The 15714-nt window shown below is 37.2% G+C and carries 12 protein-coding genes and 2 pseudogenes; 4 read left to right on the top strand and 10 right to left on the bottom strand.

Going from position 1 to position 15714, the window contains the following annotated elements; genetic code table 11:
* Positions 1–32 precede the first annotated feature (32 nt).
* From FGL31_RS10020 to FGL31_RS09985, 8 genes are all read right to left on the bottom strand, one after another.
* The gene (locus tag FGL31_RS10020; RefSeq protein WP_138091137.1) at positions 33–431 is read right to left on the bottom strand and encodes a hypothetical protein; all 399 of its coding nucleotides are present in this window, start codon (positions 429–431) and stop codon (positions 33–35) included.
* Between the two features lie 196 nt (positions 432–627).
* Positions 628–981, bottom strand: coding sequence for a DUF6984 family protein (locus FGL31_RS10015; protein ID WP_138091134.1), 354 nt, complete (start codon positions 979–981; stop codon positions 628–630).
* A 595-nt stretch (positions 982–1576) separates the two neighbouring features.
* Positions 1577–1894, bottom strand: a complete 318-nt coding sequence (locus tag FGL31_RS10010) for a DUF7336 domain-containing protein (protein WP_197734188.1) — start codon at positions 1892–1894, stop codon at positions 1577–1579.
* Positions 1895–2133: 239 nt separating this feature from the next.
* Complete coding sequence (locus tag FGL31_RS10005; RefSeq protein ID WP_138091131.1) at positions 2134–2496, bottom strand: hypothetical protein; 363 nt, start codon at positions 2494–2496, stop codon at positions 2134–2136.
* 351 nt (positions 2497–2847) lie between these two features.
* Complete coding sequence (locus tag FGL31_RS10000) at positions 2848–3243, bottom strand: hypothetical protein (RefSeq protein WP_138091128.1); 396 nt, start codon at positions 3241–3243, stop codon at positions 2848–2850.
* Between the two features lie 183 nt (positions 3244–3426).
* Positions 3427–4107, bottom strand: coding sequence for a hypothetical protein (locus tag FGL31_RS09995; RefSeq protein ID WP_138091125.1), 681 nt, complete (start codon positions 4105–4107; stop codon positions 3427–3429).
* 51 nt (positions 4108–4158) lie between these two features.
* Positions 4159–4404, bottom strand: coding sequence for a hypothetical protein (locus tag FGL31_RS09990; RefSeq protein ID WP_138091122.1), 246 nt, complete (start codon positions 4402–4404; stop codon positions 4159–4161).
* A 108-nt stretch (positions 4405–4512) separates the two neighbouring features.
* Positions 4513–5208, bottom strand: a complete 696-nt coding sequence (locus tag FGL31_RS09985; RefSeq protein ID WP_138091119.1) for a hypothetical protein — start codon at positions 5206–5208, stop codon at positions 4513–4515.
* Positions 5209–6982: 1774 nt separating this feature from the next.
* On the opposite strand from FGL31_RS09985, the gene FGL31_RS09980 reads away from it, so the two are divergent.
* Positions 6983–9523 carry a DUF5686 and carboxypeptidase-like regulatory domain-containing protein gene (locus tag FGL31_RS09980; protein ID WP_138091116.1) on the top strand — a complete coding sequence of 847 codons (2541 nt, stop codon included), beginning with the start codon at positions 6983–6985 and terminating at the stop codon, positions 9521–9523.
* Between the two features lie 211 nt (positions 9524–9734).
* Here the strand turns inward: FGL31_RS09980 and FGL31_RS09975 are convergent, their stop codons facing one another.
* On the bottom strand, positions 9735–9947 hold the full coding sequence (locus FGL31_RS09975) for a hypothetical protein (RefSeq protein ID WP_138091113.1): 213 nt from the start codon (positions 9945–9947) through the stop codon (positions 9735–9737).
* Positions 9948–10366: 419 nt separating this feature from the next.
* On the opposite strand from FGL31_RS09975, the gene FGL31_RS09970 reads away from it, so the two are divergent.
* The 3 genes and pseudogenes from FGL31_RS09970 (at position 10367) to hisD (ending at position 13853) form a co-directional block, all read left to right on the top strand.
* Positions 10367–10663 (top strand): hypothetical protein, encoded by a 297-nt coding sequence (locus FGL31_RS09970; protein WP_138091110.1) that lies wholly within the window; start codon positions 10367–10369, stop codon positions 10661–10663.
* A gap of 1047 nt (positions 10664–11710) precedes the next feature.
* Positions 11711–12563 (top strand): annotated as a pseudogene (gene hisG, locus FGL31_RS09965) (ATP phosphoribosyltransferase).
* 1 nt (position 12564) lies between these two features.
* A pseudogene (gene hisD / locus FGL31_RS09960) lies at positions 12565–13853 on the top strand (histidinol dehydrogenase).
* Between the two features lie 679 nt (positions 13854–14532).
* Here the strand turns inward: hisD and FGL31_RS09955 are convergent.
* Positions 14533–15585 (bottom strand): hypothetical protein, encoded by a 1053-nt coding sequence (locus FGL31_RS09955; protein WP_138091107.1) that lies wholly within the window; start codon positions 15583–15585, stop codon positions 14533–14535.
* Positions 15586–15714: the final 129 nt, after the last annotated feature.

Genomic DNA, 15714 nt, shown 5'->3' with positions numbered 1-15714 from the left:
TATAAGATATTCCAATTTTGTAGTCGAAAAACTCATTTCCGATGAACTTTTGTTGGTTGGGAATTTTTTCTTCTTTCTTTCAAAAAATAGGTGAAACCATTAAAATAAAGCTTTTTGCCTTTTAACACAGCGATTTTTCCACTAATACTATTATACACGCAATTCATAGCACTGGAATATGGATTAATCTGTCTGCTTTCAAATCTTATGGAATCATCACTTATCCATTTATAATATCCCTCCGAGTAAATGCCTGGAACCGTTTGAGAGTAATAAAAAAGACTGTCATCACTAAAAATAAAACCATATTCTCCAGGCATCCCCATATGGCCTGTTGAATAAAATCGATTATTTAAATCCCGATTGAGGTTCTGGACAAAACAAGAAGATAGACAGATTAAACATACAAAATATAAACCTATTTTATTCATTGATTTTTTATTTAATAATTGAACTACCAAATGTCGAATTAGAAACATCAATATCCTATATCCCCAGTTGATTGATATATAAGTTTATCGTGAATGTATTAATGCCTTGCATCCTCCACATTAGCCTGTTCTTCTAAAGAATTTTTCATAAGCAATTCCCCCATATTCACTTGTGATGAACTATATCCTAAGTAGATCAATGACGGTTTACTACTACAACTTTGGTGTCAAATATATTTATGGATATGTCAGAAAAATCTGATTTCCAAACATCCAATTCATAAAGGTTCCCATTCCTGTCAAGATCTAAAGAAATTAAAACGGGCACACTATCTAAGTCGATGACCTGCTTCTGCAACATATTACTTCCAAAAGTTTCAATATCATTATAATTATATTCCTGCAATAAAAACCGCAAACAATATTTAACATTTAGATCTATAATCTTAGCAGTCCTCAATTGCAGAATGTACTTTTTCCATTCAACTGTATCTTTCAAAAGACTCTCCACAAATAAAACCTCTTGAATATTTAGATTTCTATTTTCCATATCAATGAATTATTTAGGTGTAGGATACGTCCAACATTTACCATTCCATCCTGTTTAAAGTATTTAATCAAGCTTTAGACCTTTAACAACAATACTGTCTGTCTGTTATTTTTTGTTAAGAATATTTTTATAGGCACAATTAATACAGACTTCCTTTTTTGGTGGGTCATCCTGATCGGCACTCTGTTGATGTTAAGATGTAGCATGTTCAAATCAACTACCTGGTGAAATTCAATTGTTGTCTGTTAACCGCGCCATAGAGGGTATGGTTTTGGCCCGAACAGTTTAACCCATACCAATCCAATAGTCTAAACTTTTGTCTCCGCATTTTCCCAAAGGGAACCAGCATGGCGGTCCACCAGCCCCTTTTACTTCTTCATCTATTTTATCATCACCATAATAATTTGGAACTTTTACCTTCGCAATTCTTCGTTAGGTTTATAATTGTCCAAATAATTCCCACGGATAGATAAAATTTAATTTGAATTTTCATCATTCAAAATTAACTCTCGAAATTCAGAAATAAACCGTTTTCTATCTAACTTATCAATTAATATAGAGTGATTTATTACACTATAACCTAGCCTGTTCAAATTTAATCGGTAATAAAACCAGAAGTCCAATTATCCGAGTCTAATTTATAAGCTGAAATTTCAAACCCATCTAAATTATTTTTAAACCCTTCAAGTTTAGATGTTCTATTGATCGCCTGTTCCGCATTTTTAATTGAGCTATATACTCCAATTAATTTAAAATCCTCTCCATTCTCAAGCCTATCATCAATATGGGTATGCCATAAAATAAAAACTTCTTTCATATTAATTTCTATTTCTATCTCAAAATTTTTAATTATATTATATTCGCTTCCTGGATGAGTATACCTCCATTTTACCGCACCATATTTCTCGTCCATTAATCTTTTAGCAAATTCTTGCCATTTTCACCCGATTTAGGTTTTTTACAAGAGTCCAAGATGGGACATCAGTTTCTTTTTCTTTCTCTTTTTTTAGAATAATCAAAATAATTTTTAGTGGCTTTTTATCCAAAATAAATACCTACTATCGAGAGAAACTTATTTACATTTCCACCAGCGGATCCACGACGTTCCACGGCCCGATCTCCGCATCATAGAATCTTGTGTCAATATCTTATTCATTTTATTCTAGCCACATATTGCCTTTTTTTAGCTTTTATCTGATGACCAAATATCGAATCTTTTCGAAGTGTAATTAGATAAGTCTTTGGCGCTATTAACAACTCCTTATATGGGTTCTTTAATGTGTCCGGATTAGTCTCAAGCCCTGGATGATAAAATCTATTTGTAAAATCATCGGAATCCAATTCGACAAGGTTAAGATGTTTTTTGTTAACTTTCCTAGTATGAGGATACATAAAATATAGATCATTTTTATTTTGAGGATCTATTACAATAACTAAAACGGCATCTCTTATATCGCATTTAATATAGTCTGTACTATCTGATAATTGACTAATTCTATCCGTTTTTGAAAACATCACATAAAAATCTCCTCCTGATCGCTTTGAAGTTGTTAGGTATAGATCAGCATCTGGCAGATAAAATGAAAAATCATTATTTTTCTCCTCTTATTCACTTGAAATACAAGAAGAAAAAAAAGAACAAATTATTACAATAAAAAAAATTATACGCATAGTTTATTTTTTTAAGTAGTTATAAGCTCCAGGTGTCGCCCTTATCCAACGGTATGGTAAGGCACCAATACCCTTTGTAGAATTCCTTATTCCTATTTCCCATCCCAAACGCTGAGCGTTTTGTGTACCGGCCGTTTCCACAGATTGTCCGCCCTTTTGTTGAACACTATTGAAATAACAACTATAGTTTAAATTTTAATCATTTTGCCAGATAAGTTTTGGCATTTTACCAGTAAGGATATGAATTAAACCATCTGTATGCTTAAAAAGTAAATGAATTATTTGATTTTCATCATAAAATCCTAAACTATCTGCAACTATTTTATCAATATAATCCGAATTATCAAAAACAACAAATTGTTCCTTAATATTCGACAATCCATTTTCTTCTATATACTTTAGGGAAGCAAAGTCTGGGATTTTCTCATAATATATAACATGATAGTCAAATTCAATTCTTAAGATTTTAAAAGTATTTATAGGGTTAACTTCTAATATAAAACCATTATCGTCATCAATTAATGCTGAAAAAAAAAGCTCCTCCTTAAAATTCTCTTCAGAGAAACAAGCTTTAAAATTATTATTTTTCATATCGAAATTTAGTTTTAGAACCATCGCTATTGTAATTTCCAAAGTTGGCTCTTTGCTAGAACTGGTGTTACGTACGTTGATTAATCGCCCGTCTAGTCAAAGTCTCAACCTACCTTCTTTTTCAGGCATTTTCTTATAAGTTTTATGGCTTTGGAGTAAAGATTTTTTTTATTCGTTATCGGCTCATTTAGTATCCTTTATATAGCTCTTGTTTGTATTTCTAAAAGTTTTTTTAAAATAACGCTTTCTTTCCTCTGTCTGCATAGCGTCACTTCCTTCCCAGATCACCGGACCACTATCCAGTTCAAACATCTCAAAAATTGAGATCGTTTCGTCTTTTTGCTTTTTTTTCACCCACTGCCTATACACCTTTGCAAGCTTTTCGATGCTTTCAAAATCATCATAAGAAATAGCTTTTTTTTTCTCCACATCAAAAAGGATGGGTTTTGTCGACAGAAAGGCAGCCATATCCCCGAAAGTCATCCAATTGATCAAAAACATGGCTTCCACTGCAATCGTATATCGCGTTTCTTTTGAATAGTGGCCCATTGTTCTTACAGTACCTGTGCCTGGGAATAGCCCTTCTACAGCTTTGCTGCACAGGGAATAATCATCAAAATAATTCGATAGCTGTTTTAATATCTCTGCCCGTTCTTTGAACGGAAATTGACGTATAAAATCAACCCAATCCTGGTAATTCCCTTGCTTTGTCTCGTACTTTTCTCCATCTTTTACCACAGTAATCTTGAGCAAATACCCCTCAAAATCCATCTTAACGGCCTCTTTGCTCACCGATATTTTGCTTTCTTGAGCATTTGAAATGTTACAAGTAAAGAACAATAAAAAAATTAGTATCCAACGCATAACAATATACTTTTTTAATTATTCAGCATTTCATTTATTATTTTCAATAAATCATCCGTACTCAAGTCTGTGTATTATCGCCCGTTTTATAGTTACAGAAATCCCTGAATAATCCTTAATTGGCCGATTATCTTCAAAAGGAAAGAATTTAGACTCCAAAAGATCAAATCTTCTTGAGGTTGCAGCCTCTTCGAATGAGCCCTCTTCTGATTCTGCCCTGTCATAGGCTGGCCCCCAAAAGCCATGTTTAGCCTGCCATCGCCCAGCCTTTTTCCTAAAGATATGTAAACCTGGCATTACTTCTTACTACTTAAACCAAGCTCATGTTAAGTACTAAATATAAAGCACACAGTAGAAATAACATTTCTCAATTCTTTTAAGAAAAAACAAATGATTTAAATTAAGTTAAACAAGCCTACCACGAATCTCGATTGGAATTTTATAATATAAAGGCATCTCAAGCATTGAAGGAATCCAATTTGTAAGCCCATCTATAATTGTCTCATCATCAAACATCCTCATTCTTGGTTCAGATTTGAGAACCATAAAACCAATGTTAACATATTCTTCGAAGGTCAATTTTATTATTCCTAAATCAACATTAATCTTTAATAATTCAACAACAGTTCTAAGTCTCAATATATTATCTCCATATATTTCTAACCCTTCAAGATGTTTAACTTTTTCATATTGTTTTTTTTTACTTGAAAGTATTTGATAGTTTCCTTTTTCGGTATAAAACCATTGGCCATCATTTGAATAGATATTTGTTGGGCTATATTTCAAATTTGGAAGATCATTTTTTTCAATCTCAATATTAAATTCATCAATTTTAATACATTTTGATTTTCCTCTTATAGTTAATCCATCAGAAATAACACCACCAAATAAAGTTTTTTCCTCACTTAAAGAGAGTGATTCCTGAATTTCATCATCAAATATTGTATAAATCTGTACCAGATATTGCTCTAAATTTATAAATGGTTTTATTGAAATTGTGCTACAACAAATATATTTATGTTCAAAGAATTCAAGAGATTTTATCTTAAAAAATGGAATATTAAACAAAGGCAGCTTGTATATTTTTTTTTTAATTAACATATTATTTTAATAAATCTTTCCAATTTGGGTAATTTTCTTTTAACCATTGCTCTGCCTTTTCACTATATTCTTTATAGTCCTTTCTTTTTGGATTAAATGCATTTCTCTTATTAGCAACTTCCCCAAGTGATTTTTTATATTCTAATATTTTCTGTTCTATAGCCCTTAATAATTTAGGATCAACACCAGAAACAATCGCTATTAACTTAATTAATGTTGTTCATTTAGATAACGTTTCAAAAAAATAAAATATTTTATCTTTTAAAGAAATTTATTTTAAATGCAATGTAAATAGGTTATTCCATTAAGTTAATAAAAAAATTAAGCCATTGGCATATTTTCAGTGGCAGGTGGGGACACCTGCCACGGTGAGAAAACCCTATCGGGGTTAAATGCCGGAGGCATGAAATATCTCTGAAATGCCGTAGGCATGCCATATCTATAGAAATGAAAATCACCTCAAAAACCAACGCCGTAGGTGTGGCATATTTGTTAAGCGGCAACCCAAACAAAACAACCTATCTTAAGTGATGTTTGTTGTATACACCAAACATGGCGGAAAGTAATCTTTGCTCATTCAAAACAGCCGTGAATAGTTCAAAAATAGTTTCCCTCTCTTGCGAGAGAGAATGAACAAGCTCGTTCGTTTAGTGAAGGGGGAATTGGGAGTGGAAGGTGGTCGCCGCAGCGACCACCTTCCACTCCCAATTCCCCCCTAGACCTCCAGGAATGCGTGTCATTCTCAAGCTTTAGCTTGGGAAACTATTTAGTCGCATTGCAGGATTTTAGTTTATTCGGCAGCGCAGATAGTTATTTTATAACCAGCAATTTATAGTGACATCCCTACAGGGTTGAATGGCGCCTAACAATCATTTCTAGAATAGTTGAACCCCTCTGGGGTTGCATGGTGCCGTATAATCATTTCTAGTATAGTTTCTCCCCTCTGGGGTTGGGTTTTAGAAAATGATATTTAACACCATACAACCCCATTCGAGCAATGTCATTTAGTGAAGAAAAAAAATAGGCCATTGGCATATTTCAGTGGCAGTTGGGGACACCTGCCACGACGAGAAAACCCCATCGGGGTTAAGTGCTGTAGGAATGAAATATATCTTAAATGCCATAGGTGTGCCATGTTTTTTTAGCGGATGTAATGCAACCAAAATAAGCCACCTTTAGTGATTGTTGTTGTCCCCACCAACAATGGTGGCGGCAAGGATTGGATGACTTATCCCGTTATAGTTAAAATATTATAATCATGATTTCAGTAGGTGTCTCCAACTGCCACGGCAAAGTGGCCACCTGACACGGCCAAAAACCCCACCCAACCACTCTCCTTCCACTTTCCTTTTTACTCTTGTTCCACTCTCCTTCGTGACTCATTCGGACTTTGTTCGGACCTCGTTCGGAGCTGCTTCGGAAAACACCCGAACAAGGTCCGAACGAGGTCCGAATGAGAGAGGACTCAGAGTGGAACGAGAGTGGAACAAGAGTGGAACAAGACTATATAAAAAACATACGAAAATCTGGAAATTGCATTTCAAGACATCCATTTTTTACATAAAACCTTTATACATCAATGTATTGGTAAATTAATTGTCATAACATCTAATTTAAACTGACCAATTATCATAAAAAAGTCAAAACGTCAATTACAATATTTATTAAATCAGCAATATTAGCTTTATTTGCAATACTTTTTGAACACAAACATAAAAAAGTCAAAAAGTCACAACATGAAACGAAATTATTTTACTTGTTTATACTTTTTGGAATGTTGTTTTCATTCCATTCATTATCGGCTCAGCAATTCATTACCATAAAGGGGAAGGTATTGAATGCAGAAAATTACGAAGCAATCCCCTACGCTTCCATCAAAGTTGTTGGCGCCAGCAAGGAAATTGGAACGAGTTCAAACGACAAAGGTGAATACACGTTGACTGTCCCTTCGGAATATAAAAAGATCCGGGTCAGCTCGGTTGGGTTTGACCCGGAAGAATATCCTGTTACGGAGGAATCCGATCAGACTATTCGCGTTATGTTGTTTCCTGCCAATTCTATTGAAGAAATTGTAGTAAAAGCTCCTAAACGTGGTAAATATTCAAATAAAAACAATCCGGCAGTTGAGCTTATCCGCAAAGTCGTTGAGCATAGAGACCAAAACCGTTTGACCGGTCAGGCATTTGCAGAATATGACCAATATGAAAAGATCAGTTTGGGATTAAGTAATCTTGACGAGAAATTCAAGAACAGAAAGGTATTCAAAAATTACCAATTCCTATTTCAAGAAGACGACACTGCCAAAAACTCCAGCAATTATGTTTTGCCGGCATATATGGAAGAAAAGTTCTCTAAAGTTTATTTCAGAAAAAACCCGAATGCTAAGAAGCAATATATCTTGGCTGAGCGAAAAGCTGAATTCGACCCTAAGTTTGTAGACAATGATGGATTGAGCAAATATTTCAACCGCCTATATGATGAGATTGAAATCTATGACAATAATATCACCATCCTTACGAATCAATTCTTAAGTCCGATTGCAAATTCGGCTCCTACCTTTTATCGTTTCTACATCACAGATACGGTTAAAAACGAAAATGAATCCTTGGTAGAGCTTAGTTTCTTTCCTAGGAACAAGAATGACCTGTTATTTAAGGGAAAACTCTATGTTACCTTAGACGGCAACTATGCGGTCAAAGGTGCTGAGATGACCGTTGCAGATGAAATTAACCTGAACTTTGTTAGGGACCTGAATATTGAGTTGGGATTTGACAAAACTAATGACAACAAATATTACTTGACCAAGTCAAGTTTAGGAATTGACTTTGCTATTACAGGAAAAGGGAAAGGCATCAAAGGGAAACGAGTAGTGCTGATCAATGATTATGAGAATGGCAATGAGCGTCCTGACAGTATTTATGCTGTTCCCGATCAATATGTTGTTGTTCCAGAAGAGAAAACCGAAAAAGAAAAAACTACTTCAGAAAGCTATTGGGCAACTCTGAGACCCGAGCCATTGAGCAAAGCTGAAAATTCAATCTATCATAATATCGATAGTTTGCAGCAGATGCCGTCCTTCAGGACTTTTATGGATGTTTCGGCTTTGGTATTTTCAGGTTACAAACAAGCTGGTCCAGTAGAAATCGGTCCGGTAAATACTTTTTACTCTTACAATCCCGTGGAAGGTTTTAGGTTACGCGTTGGTGGAAGGACGACCGAACAGCTGAGCAAAACGTTCTATGCAGAAGGGTATGGAGCTTATGGTTTCGATGATCAAAAATGGAAGTACTTTTTATCCGGAACATACTCCTTGAACAAGAAATCGCCATATAAATTTCCACAGCATTATCTTCGAGTATCTGCATCCTACGACACCAAGATTCCTGGACAGAATCTTGAATTCGTACAGGAAGACAACGTACTCCTATCTTTCAAACGCGGTGAAAACAGAAGCTATCTCTACAATGAGGTGTATCGTTTGGATTATAAGGTTGAGTTCAGCAATAATCTTTCGTTAAATGCCGGTCTGGGTACTTGGAAACAAACTCCTGCAGGTGTTCTCTCCTACTCATTATTGCAGCCTGATGGAACGCATAGATTTATAAACAACTTGCAGAGCACGGAGTTCAATGTTGGTCTACGCTATGCTCCAAAAGAGGAATTCTACCAAGGAAAAAATTATAGAACTCCGATCTTTAACCAATATCCTATCATGACCTTCAATTATACTGTAGGTGTGAAAGGCTTATTTGGCGGTGAATACAATTACCATAATTTCACAGCAGGTGTTTTCAAAAGGTTCTATCTATCACAATTAGGGTATGCCGATGTTAATGTCGACGGTACTTACATCGCGGGAAACAATCTGCCTTTTCCGGTTTTGAATATTCACCGAGCAAACCAAACTTATGCATATCAGCTGCAGTCCTATAACTTGATGAACTTTATGGAATTCATTTCTGACCATCATGTTTCCTGGAACGTACAATATTATATGAACGGTTTTATTTTCAATAAAATCCCCTTGTTGAACAGATTGAAATTGCGCGAAGTCTTTAGCTTCAAAGGCGTGTATGGAGGCCTTCGCGACAGCAACAACCCGAGCCTCAACACTTCTGTTTACGACTGGCAAACCAACAGCAAAGGTGAACAGATGTCCTTTACCTTCGACGGCAAACCATATATGGAGGCTAGTGCCGGCGTAGCGAATATCTTTAAGGTATTGCGGGTGGATTTAGTCAGAAGATTGAACTACCTCGACCACCCCGAAGCACCAAAATGGGGCGTGAGAGCGAGAATTAAGTTTGACTTTTAGAAAATTTCGGGGGAATTTGCTAGGCAATTCCCCCGAAATTTTCGGATATGAGATGTGGGATCTTTACCATTCCATGGCAAGGTGACGTTACTTTTGAGGCGCAAAAGTAACCAAAACGCTTGCTCCTTTAAGGTGGCTTGTCGCACAAGCCCCACGCGCATGGACAAAATGCCTTATTGCCGAGGATGCCGTTTCTAAACAATTATCTCTTTTAATGAGATAATTGCTTGAAAGCATCCAAGGTCAATCCCTCGCACACTGGCCGCGGCATTTTATCCATTCTTCCGCCACTGAAAATGAGCGTGGCATCTGCTTTGAAAATTCTATTGGCAGCTTTGATATTCCTTTGAACGACTGGTTGGTGGTTCCAGGACGCCATGGATGGTGCTTTGGAAACGCCATGGTTGGTGTCTCCACCAACCATCTTCAGGTGAGTTAACGCAAGAAATGTGTGCGGGATTTGTGCTTTGAAATGACGGGCGCTTCGGCTACTGGCTTCGGCTACGCTCAGCCAACGCAGCGACCGTCAGCCGATCCAGCGACCGTCATTTAGTCAACACAGCAACTGTCATTTAGTCAACACAGCCTGCGGCTTCGGTTCAGAACGCCATGGTTGGTGTCTCCACCAACCATCTTCAGCTGAGCTAGCGCAAGTGTTTTGTGCGGGCTTTATGCATTGGGTCACTTGTGCTTCAATTCCATTCAACATACGCAGGATCCGTCATCTTATCAGCGCAGGTGATAAGACCTTATTTCACTTTTCTAGTGTCTAATGTCTTATGTCTTATGTCTTATGTCTATCTCACATCTTTTTCACTATCTTTATATAAACTATTATAGACCATGAAAACAAACACCTGGGAAAAGACTAAGCCTATTATTGCATATTTATCCTTGTTGCTGAATATTTCGTTGATAGGGACATGGGCATTTTTATCGTTGACGTCAAAAGATTTTGAAGAGGCTTCTGCTAAGCATAATGATTTTTGGATGGTCAATTCGACGATTTTATTTTTGATCGCTATTGTAGCTGGAATATTTTCAATTATATATTTTGCGAGAGCAAATGGAATATTGCCGAAGATATTTATGGTTCTGCAGATATTGATTGTTTTATGGTTTGGGTGGAGTTTGCTTTAACGCAAGTTGCCTAACACACAAAAATTTGGATAACCGAGCATAAAATTATTGTTATGGAATTAAGCACATGGGATAAGATATTAAAATTCATAGCGTATTTTTCATTGCTATTCAATTTTCTACATGTTGGTTTATGGGGATATTTTGCGCTAACCATCCAAAAATTCCCTGAAGCACATTTTAAATTCCAGGAGGTTTTGGCCTATTGGCTTGATTCTAACATCTATTCTATCCATCATTCCAACCATATTTTCGATTATATATTTTTGCAAGGGCAAAAGGGTTCGTTTCTAAGATTTTCTTGGTAATACAGATTATTTTAGGGCATTGGTTCGTGTATGGATTGCTATAAACGCTCCAGTATTATTGTTTAGTTTTAATATGGGCTTTTAACAACATGCCACACCGATGGCGTTTGTTCGCCGTGGATGGTGTCTCCACCTGACGCTATAATAGTTACACCCTACAGGGTTGTATGATGCCGAATATTCATTTCTATAATAGTTACACCCCTACAGGGTTGGATGGTGCCGTAAAATGATTTCTATAATAGTTGCACCCCTCTGGGGTTTTTGGGGTGTATTGCCTTATTTTTTTCTTACATTAATGACATTGCCCCATGGGGGTTGCATCGACGTGGCAGCTCAAGGACATTGAAGCACGATGGGATTTATGCTAACACTTAAAATGAAATATCTCAATGCTGATTTTATACTCCTCAATTATATATTCTTTCAAATTTCTCATATCTCATATCTCATATCTAACATTTCATATCTCAAAACCTAGTTCTGGTCTTATGTCTTATGTCTATTGTCTATTGTCTATTGTCTAATTTTTTCTCTTTTTTTCCAAAATCCTTGCATAGCAATTCTATAACAATTACTTTTGTTGCGTTATTAATATGAAGATCGCTTGTACACATCCATACATTTTTGCATCATCGCCATTGTGGCGATAGATATTAGTATGGCTTCTACGTGGAGCAAGTAAACCCCAGATTCTTTATTTATTAATAATTTTTACACTCAACATAAACTCTACATTTTGAAAAATCTCAAAATTGCTATCCAAAAATCGGGTAGATTAAACGAAAAATCTGTTCAATTGCTTAAAAACTGTGGATTGGACTTCGAAAACTATAAAAGCTCGCTTATTACTACTGTTTCCAACTTCAACCTTGAAATCCTTTTCCTGCGTGATGATGATATCCCTGGTTATGTTGAACAAGGAATCGCTGACCTCGGTATCGTTGGTGAAAACGTAATTGAAGAGACCTTATCGAATGTTCAGTACCTACAGCGATTGGGATTCGGAAAGTGCACGTTGAAATTGGCTATTCCCAAAGATTCAACCATCGACCGCCTCGAAGACCTAAACGGCAAATCCATTGCAACCTCCTACCCTAATATCCTACAACAATTCCTGGACGAATATAAAATCGAAGCTGATATTCAAATGATCTCAGGATCGGTGGAAATTGCTCCTGGATTGGGGTTGAGCGACGCTATCTGTGATATCGTATCTACGGGTGGAACCTTGAAAAGCAATGGACTGAAACCTTTTGTCGATGTTAGAAGTTCTGAGGCAATTTTGATCGGTCGCGAAGGTTTGGAAGAGAATCCAATCATTTGCGAACTGTTGCAAAGGATTCAATCGGTTTTACGTGCTAAAGAAACTAAGTACGTGGTTTTGAACGTTGAGAAAAAGAACTTGTCCCAAATCACAGAACTATTGCATGGTGTTAAGAGTCCTACTGTTGTGCCATTGGCGGAAGAAGGCTGGGTTGCCGTGCACACTGTAATTTCAGAAGATGATTTTTGGGATAAGATCAAACAAATTAAAGGCGGCTGGCGCACAGGGTATCGTGGTTATGCCGATCGAAAAAATCATAATGTAATATGCTTAAGACCTATCAATATAAAGATCTCACAAAAGAGCAGATTCAGGAATTGGTAAACAGGAATACTGATCCCAATAATGCCATTCAAGATACTGTTCTGCAAATTATCAATGAGGTAAAAACTGTGGGTGATGCTGCCTTGAAGTCTTACGCCAAGCAATTTGACAAGGTAGATCTTGAAAAACTTTACTTAGGACAAGAAGAAATCGATGAACTGGCTTCAACCATTTCACGCGATCAGATGCGTGCACTTGAGATAGCCTTTCAGAATATTTATAAATTTCATCAGACTCAGCTTAAGCGTGAACGCACTGTGGAAACAATGCCGGGTGTTAAATGCTGGCGTGAGGTGCGACCGATCGAAAAGGTTGGTCTTTATATTCCGGGTGGATCTGCAGTTTTGCCGAGTACATTGTTGATGCTTGGAATACCTGCGAGAATTGCGGTTGCCGAGAAATCGTAGTATGCTCTCCTCCTCAAAACAACGGCAAGATCAATGGGTTTGTAGCTTATTGCTTGAAGCTTCTTCAGATCAATAAGATCTATCTAGTTGGTGGCGCTCAGGCTGTTGCTGCGATGGCTTATGGTACTGAGTCCATTCCTAAAGTTAACAAAATCTTTGGTCCCGGAAATCAGTTCGTAACCAAGGCGAAGAGCCTGATCCAAGGCCTTACTGATGTCAGCATTGATATGCCTGCAGGACCTTCGGAAGTTTTGGTAATTGCCGATGACACTTGTAATCCTGCATTTGTAGCAGCTGATTTATTGGCTCAAGCTGAACATGGTATCGACAGTCAGTCTATTTTGGTTTGTACATCTGCGGAGATTGCTAAAAATGTAGAAGCCGAGGTTGAAAAACAACTGGAAGTTTTGCCGAGAAAGGAATTAGCAGAAAAGGCTATTCAGAATTCTTATTTTGTAATCACCGAGAATTTGCAAGAAGCCATGGATTTTTCAAATCTATATGCTCCAGAGCATTTGATCTTGGAAACGGATGAGTGGAAGCCATTGATCAATAAAGTCCTGAATGCGGGTTCTGTATTCTTGGGTCACCTAACGCCGGAGAGCGCAGGTGATTATGCATCAGGCACAAACCATACCCTACCGACATCGGGATTTGCAAGGTCATATTCAGGAGTTTCGGTAGATTCATTTGTGAAGAAGATTACCTTCCAACATATCAGTGAGGAAGGTTTGCAACAGATCGGTTCGACAGTGGAAATATTGGCGGAATTGGAAGGATTACAAGCACATAAGAATGCAGTGAGCATTAGAAAGAAAGGTTGATGGTCAACGGCATAGGGGTGAGATGTTTGTTAAATAAATCATACCTATGTCGCCTTGAAACCCTGTAGGGGTGTAACTATTATAGAAAACGATTATATATCGCCATGAAACCCTGTAGGGGTGTAACTATAATAACCACTAATTATTTTTTGCCATTTCATGGCATGGGATGTTACTTTTGAAGCGCAAAAGTAACCAAAACGCTTGCTCATTTAAGGTGGCTTGTCGCGCAAAACCCACGCTCATGAACAAAATGCCTTATTGCCGAGGATGCCGTTCTAATCTATTATCTCTTTTGAGGAGATAATAGATTGAAAGCATCCAAGGTCAATCCCAACGCACAATGGCTGCGGCATTTTATCCATTCTTCCGCCACTGAAAATGAGCGGGGCTTCGTCTGCTGACTTCCACTGAAAACGCGACTATTTCATTTAACGCAATACAACCCTGTAGGGGTGCTCCGCCGTGGCAGGTGTCCCCACCTGCCACTGAATACTTTCTTTGGCATAGTAATCCCAAGTGTTTAATTCTAATCATGGCCTTTTTAATCCCTTAACTTATTGACATTGCCCACAGTAGTGTAACTATTATAGAATTTTGATGCAAAAAAATCCCGATAAACGGATTGATTAATCAATCCGTTTATCGGGATTTTGTATTTTCACCTTAACGGTATTTTTTATTTCTTTTTCTTGGACTTTTTGCCTTTATCGTCGCCCACAATTTTATTGTAGATTTCAGTGAATGCATTCTTTAATTTTTTCAAAGTTTTGCCTTCACTTTTCTTGGTCTTTTTGGATGACTTGTCAGCCTTAGCTTTAACAACTTCTTTTTTAGCTTTTTTCGGAGCTTTTTTGTCTTTTGCTTTTTCCTCTTTTACCTTAACAGCAGCTTTTGATTTCTTGCTGTCGTTGGTTTTTGGAGCTTTAGTTTTTTCAAGCTTGTTCTTTTTAGCCTTTGACTTTTTGTCCTTAGATTTTTTATCAGGATTTTCTTTTACTGTTTTATTGTTAGGAACCTCCTCTTTATACGAAGATTCTTTTTCAATTTTAGACTCTTCAGCCTTTGTAGGTGTAGTTGCTTTTTCAGGTGCAGCTTTAGCCACTGGCTTCGCTGAAGCAGTTGTAGATTTAGCAGCAGCAGCTTTTGTTGCCGGTGCTTTTGTTGCAGCAGTCTTAGCAGACCCAGAAGCAGCTGGTTTACTTGCTGATGCAGCTGGCTTTGCAGCAGTAGTTTTTGCAGTTGCAGGTTTTGCAGCAGGTTTAGCTGATGCGGCTTTTGTTGCAGTTGGCTTAGCAGCTGTTGTAGTTTTTGCAGCTGGCTTAGCAGTAGACGTTGCAGCAGCTTTTGTTGCTGGAGATTTCGCGGCAGCAGTAGGTGCAGCTGAAGTTTTGGTAGCTGTAGTTTTCGCTACCGCAGCAGCTGGTTTTGCAGCACGAGCTGATCTGGAAGCTGTGGTAGTTGTAGCAGGTTTTTCTGCGGAACCACCTTCACGGATCGGCTTTGTTTGAGTATCTGGATCACTGCCTTTACGGGCATTGGTATTAGAACCTTCACCATCAGTTTTTCCAGGATTTGGAGTATTCTTAGGATCTTCTTTTACAGCAGTAGTTTTGGTTGCAGTTGATTTTGCTGGAGCTTTTCTTGTTGTTGCTCGTGCAGGCTTCGCGGCACTGCTCTCTTTGGCAGCAGTTTCCGGAGCTGTAGTTTTAGCGTTGTTTTCCTCAGCCATTGTGTATAATTTTAGTATATTTTAGTAATTTGTTCAAGTCGGAATATGTTTCAATAAATCCGATCATCTATTATTTCTAAAGCAATTAAATTGCCCTTTTTGTTTTTTAATCATTTGGTTTTCAGCCTG

The organism is Sphingobacterium daejeonense (assembly GCF_901472535.1).
Lineage (GTDB): Bacteria > Bacteroidota > Bacteroidia > Sphingobacteriales > Sphingobacteriaceae > Sphingobacterium > Sphingobacterium daejeonense.
The sequence above is the reverse complement of the archived record's forward strand: the minus strand, read 5'-3'. Positions and strand labels throughout refer to the sequence as shown.

Coding starts and splice junctions, on each gene's coding strand:
- FGL31_RS10015 (WP_138091134.1), bottom strand. CDS start 981: ATGGAAAATAGAAATCTAAATATTCAAGAGGTTTTATTTGTGGAGAGT.
- FGL31_RS09995 (WP_138091125.1), bottom strand. CDS start 4,107: ATGCGTTGGATACTAATTTTTTTATTGTTCTTTACTTGTAACATTTCA.
- FGL31_RS09975 (WP_138091113.1), bottom strand. CDS start 9,947: ATGGTTGGTGGAGACACCAACCATGGCGTTTCCAAAGCACCATCCATG.
- FGL31_RS09970 (WP_138091110.1), top strand. CDS start 10,367: ATGAAAACAAACACCTGGGAAAAGACTAAGCCTATTATTGCATATTTA.
- FGL31_RS09985 (WP_138091119.1), bottom strand. CDS start 5,208: ATGTTAATTAAAAAAAAAATATACAAGCTGCCTTTGTTTAATATTCCA.
- FGL31_RS09955 (WP_138091107.1), bottom strand. CDS start 15,585: ATGGCTGAGGAAAACAACGCTAAAACTACAGCTCCGGAAACTGCTGCC.
- FGL31_RS09990 (WP_138091122.1), bottom strand. CDS start 4,404: ATGCCAGGTTTACATATCTTTAGGAAAAAGGCTGGGCGATGGCAGGCT.
- FGL31_RS10020 (WP_138091137.1), bottom strand. CDS start 431: ATGAATAAAATAGGTTTATATTTTGTATGTTTAATCTGTCTATCTTCT.
- FGL31_RS10005 (WP_138091131.1), bottom strand. CDS start 2,496: ATGTTTTCAAAAACGGATAGAATTAGTCAATTATCAGATAGTACAGAC.
- FGL31_RS10000 (WP_138091128.1), bottom strand. CDS start 3,243: ATGAAAAATAATAATTTTAAAGCTTGTTTCTCTGAAGAGAATTTTAAG.
- FGL31_RS09980 (WP_138091116.1), top strand. CDS start 6,983: ATGTTGTTTTCATTCCATTCATTATCGGCTCAGCAATTCATTACCATA.
- FGL31_RS10010 (WP_197734188.1), bottom strand. CDS start 1,894: ATGGACGAGAAATATGGTGCGGTAAAATGGAGGTATACTCATCCAGGA.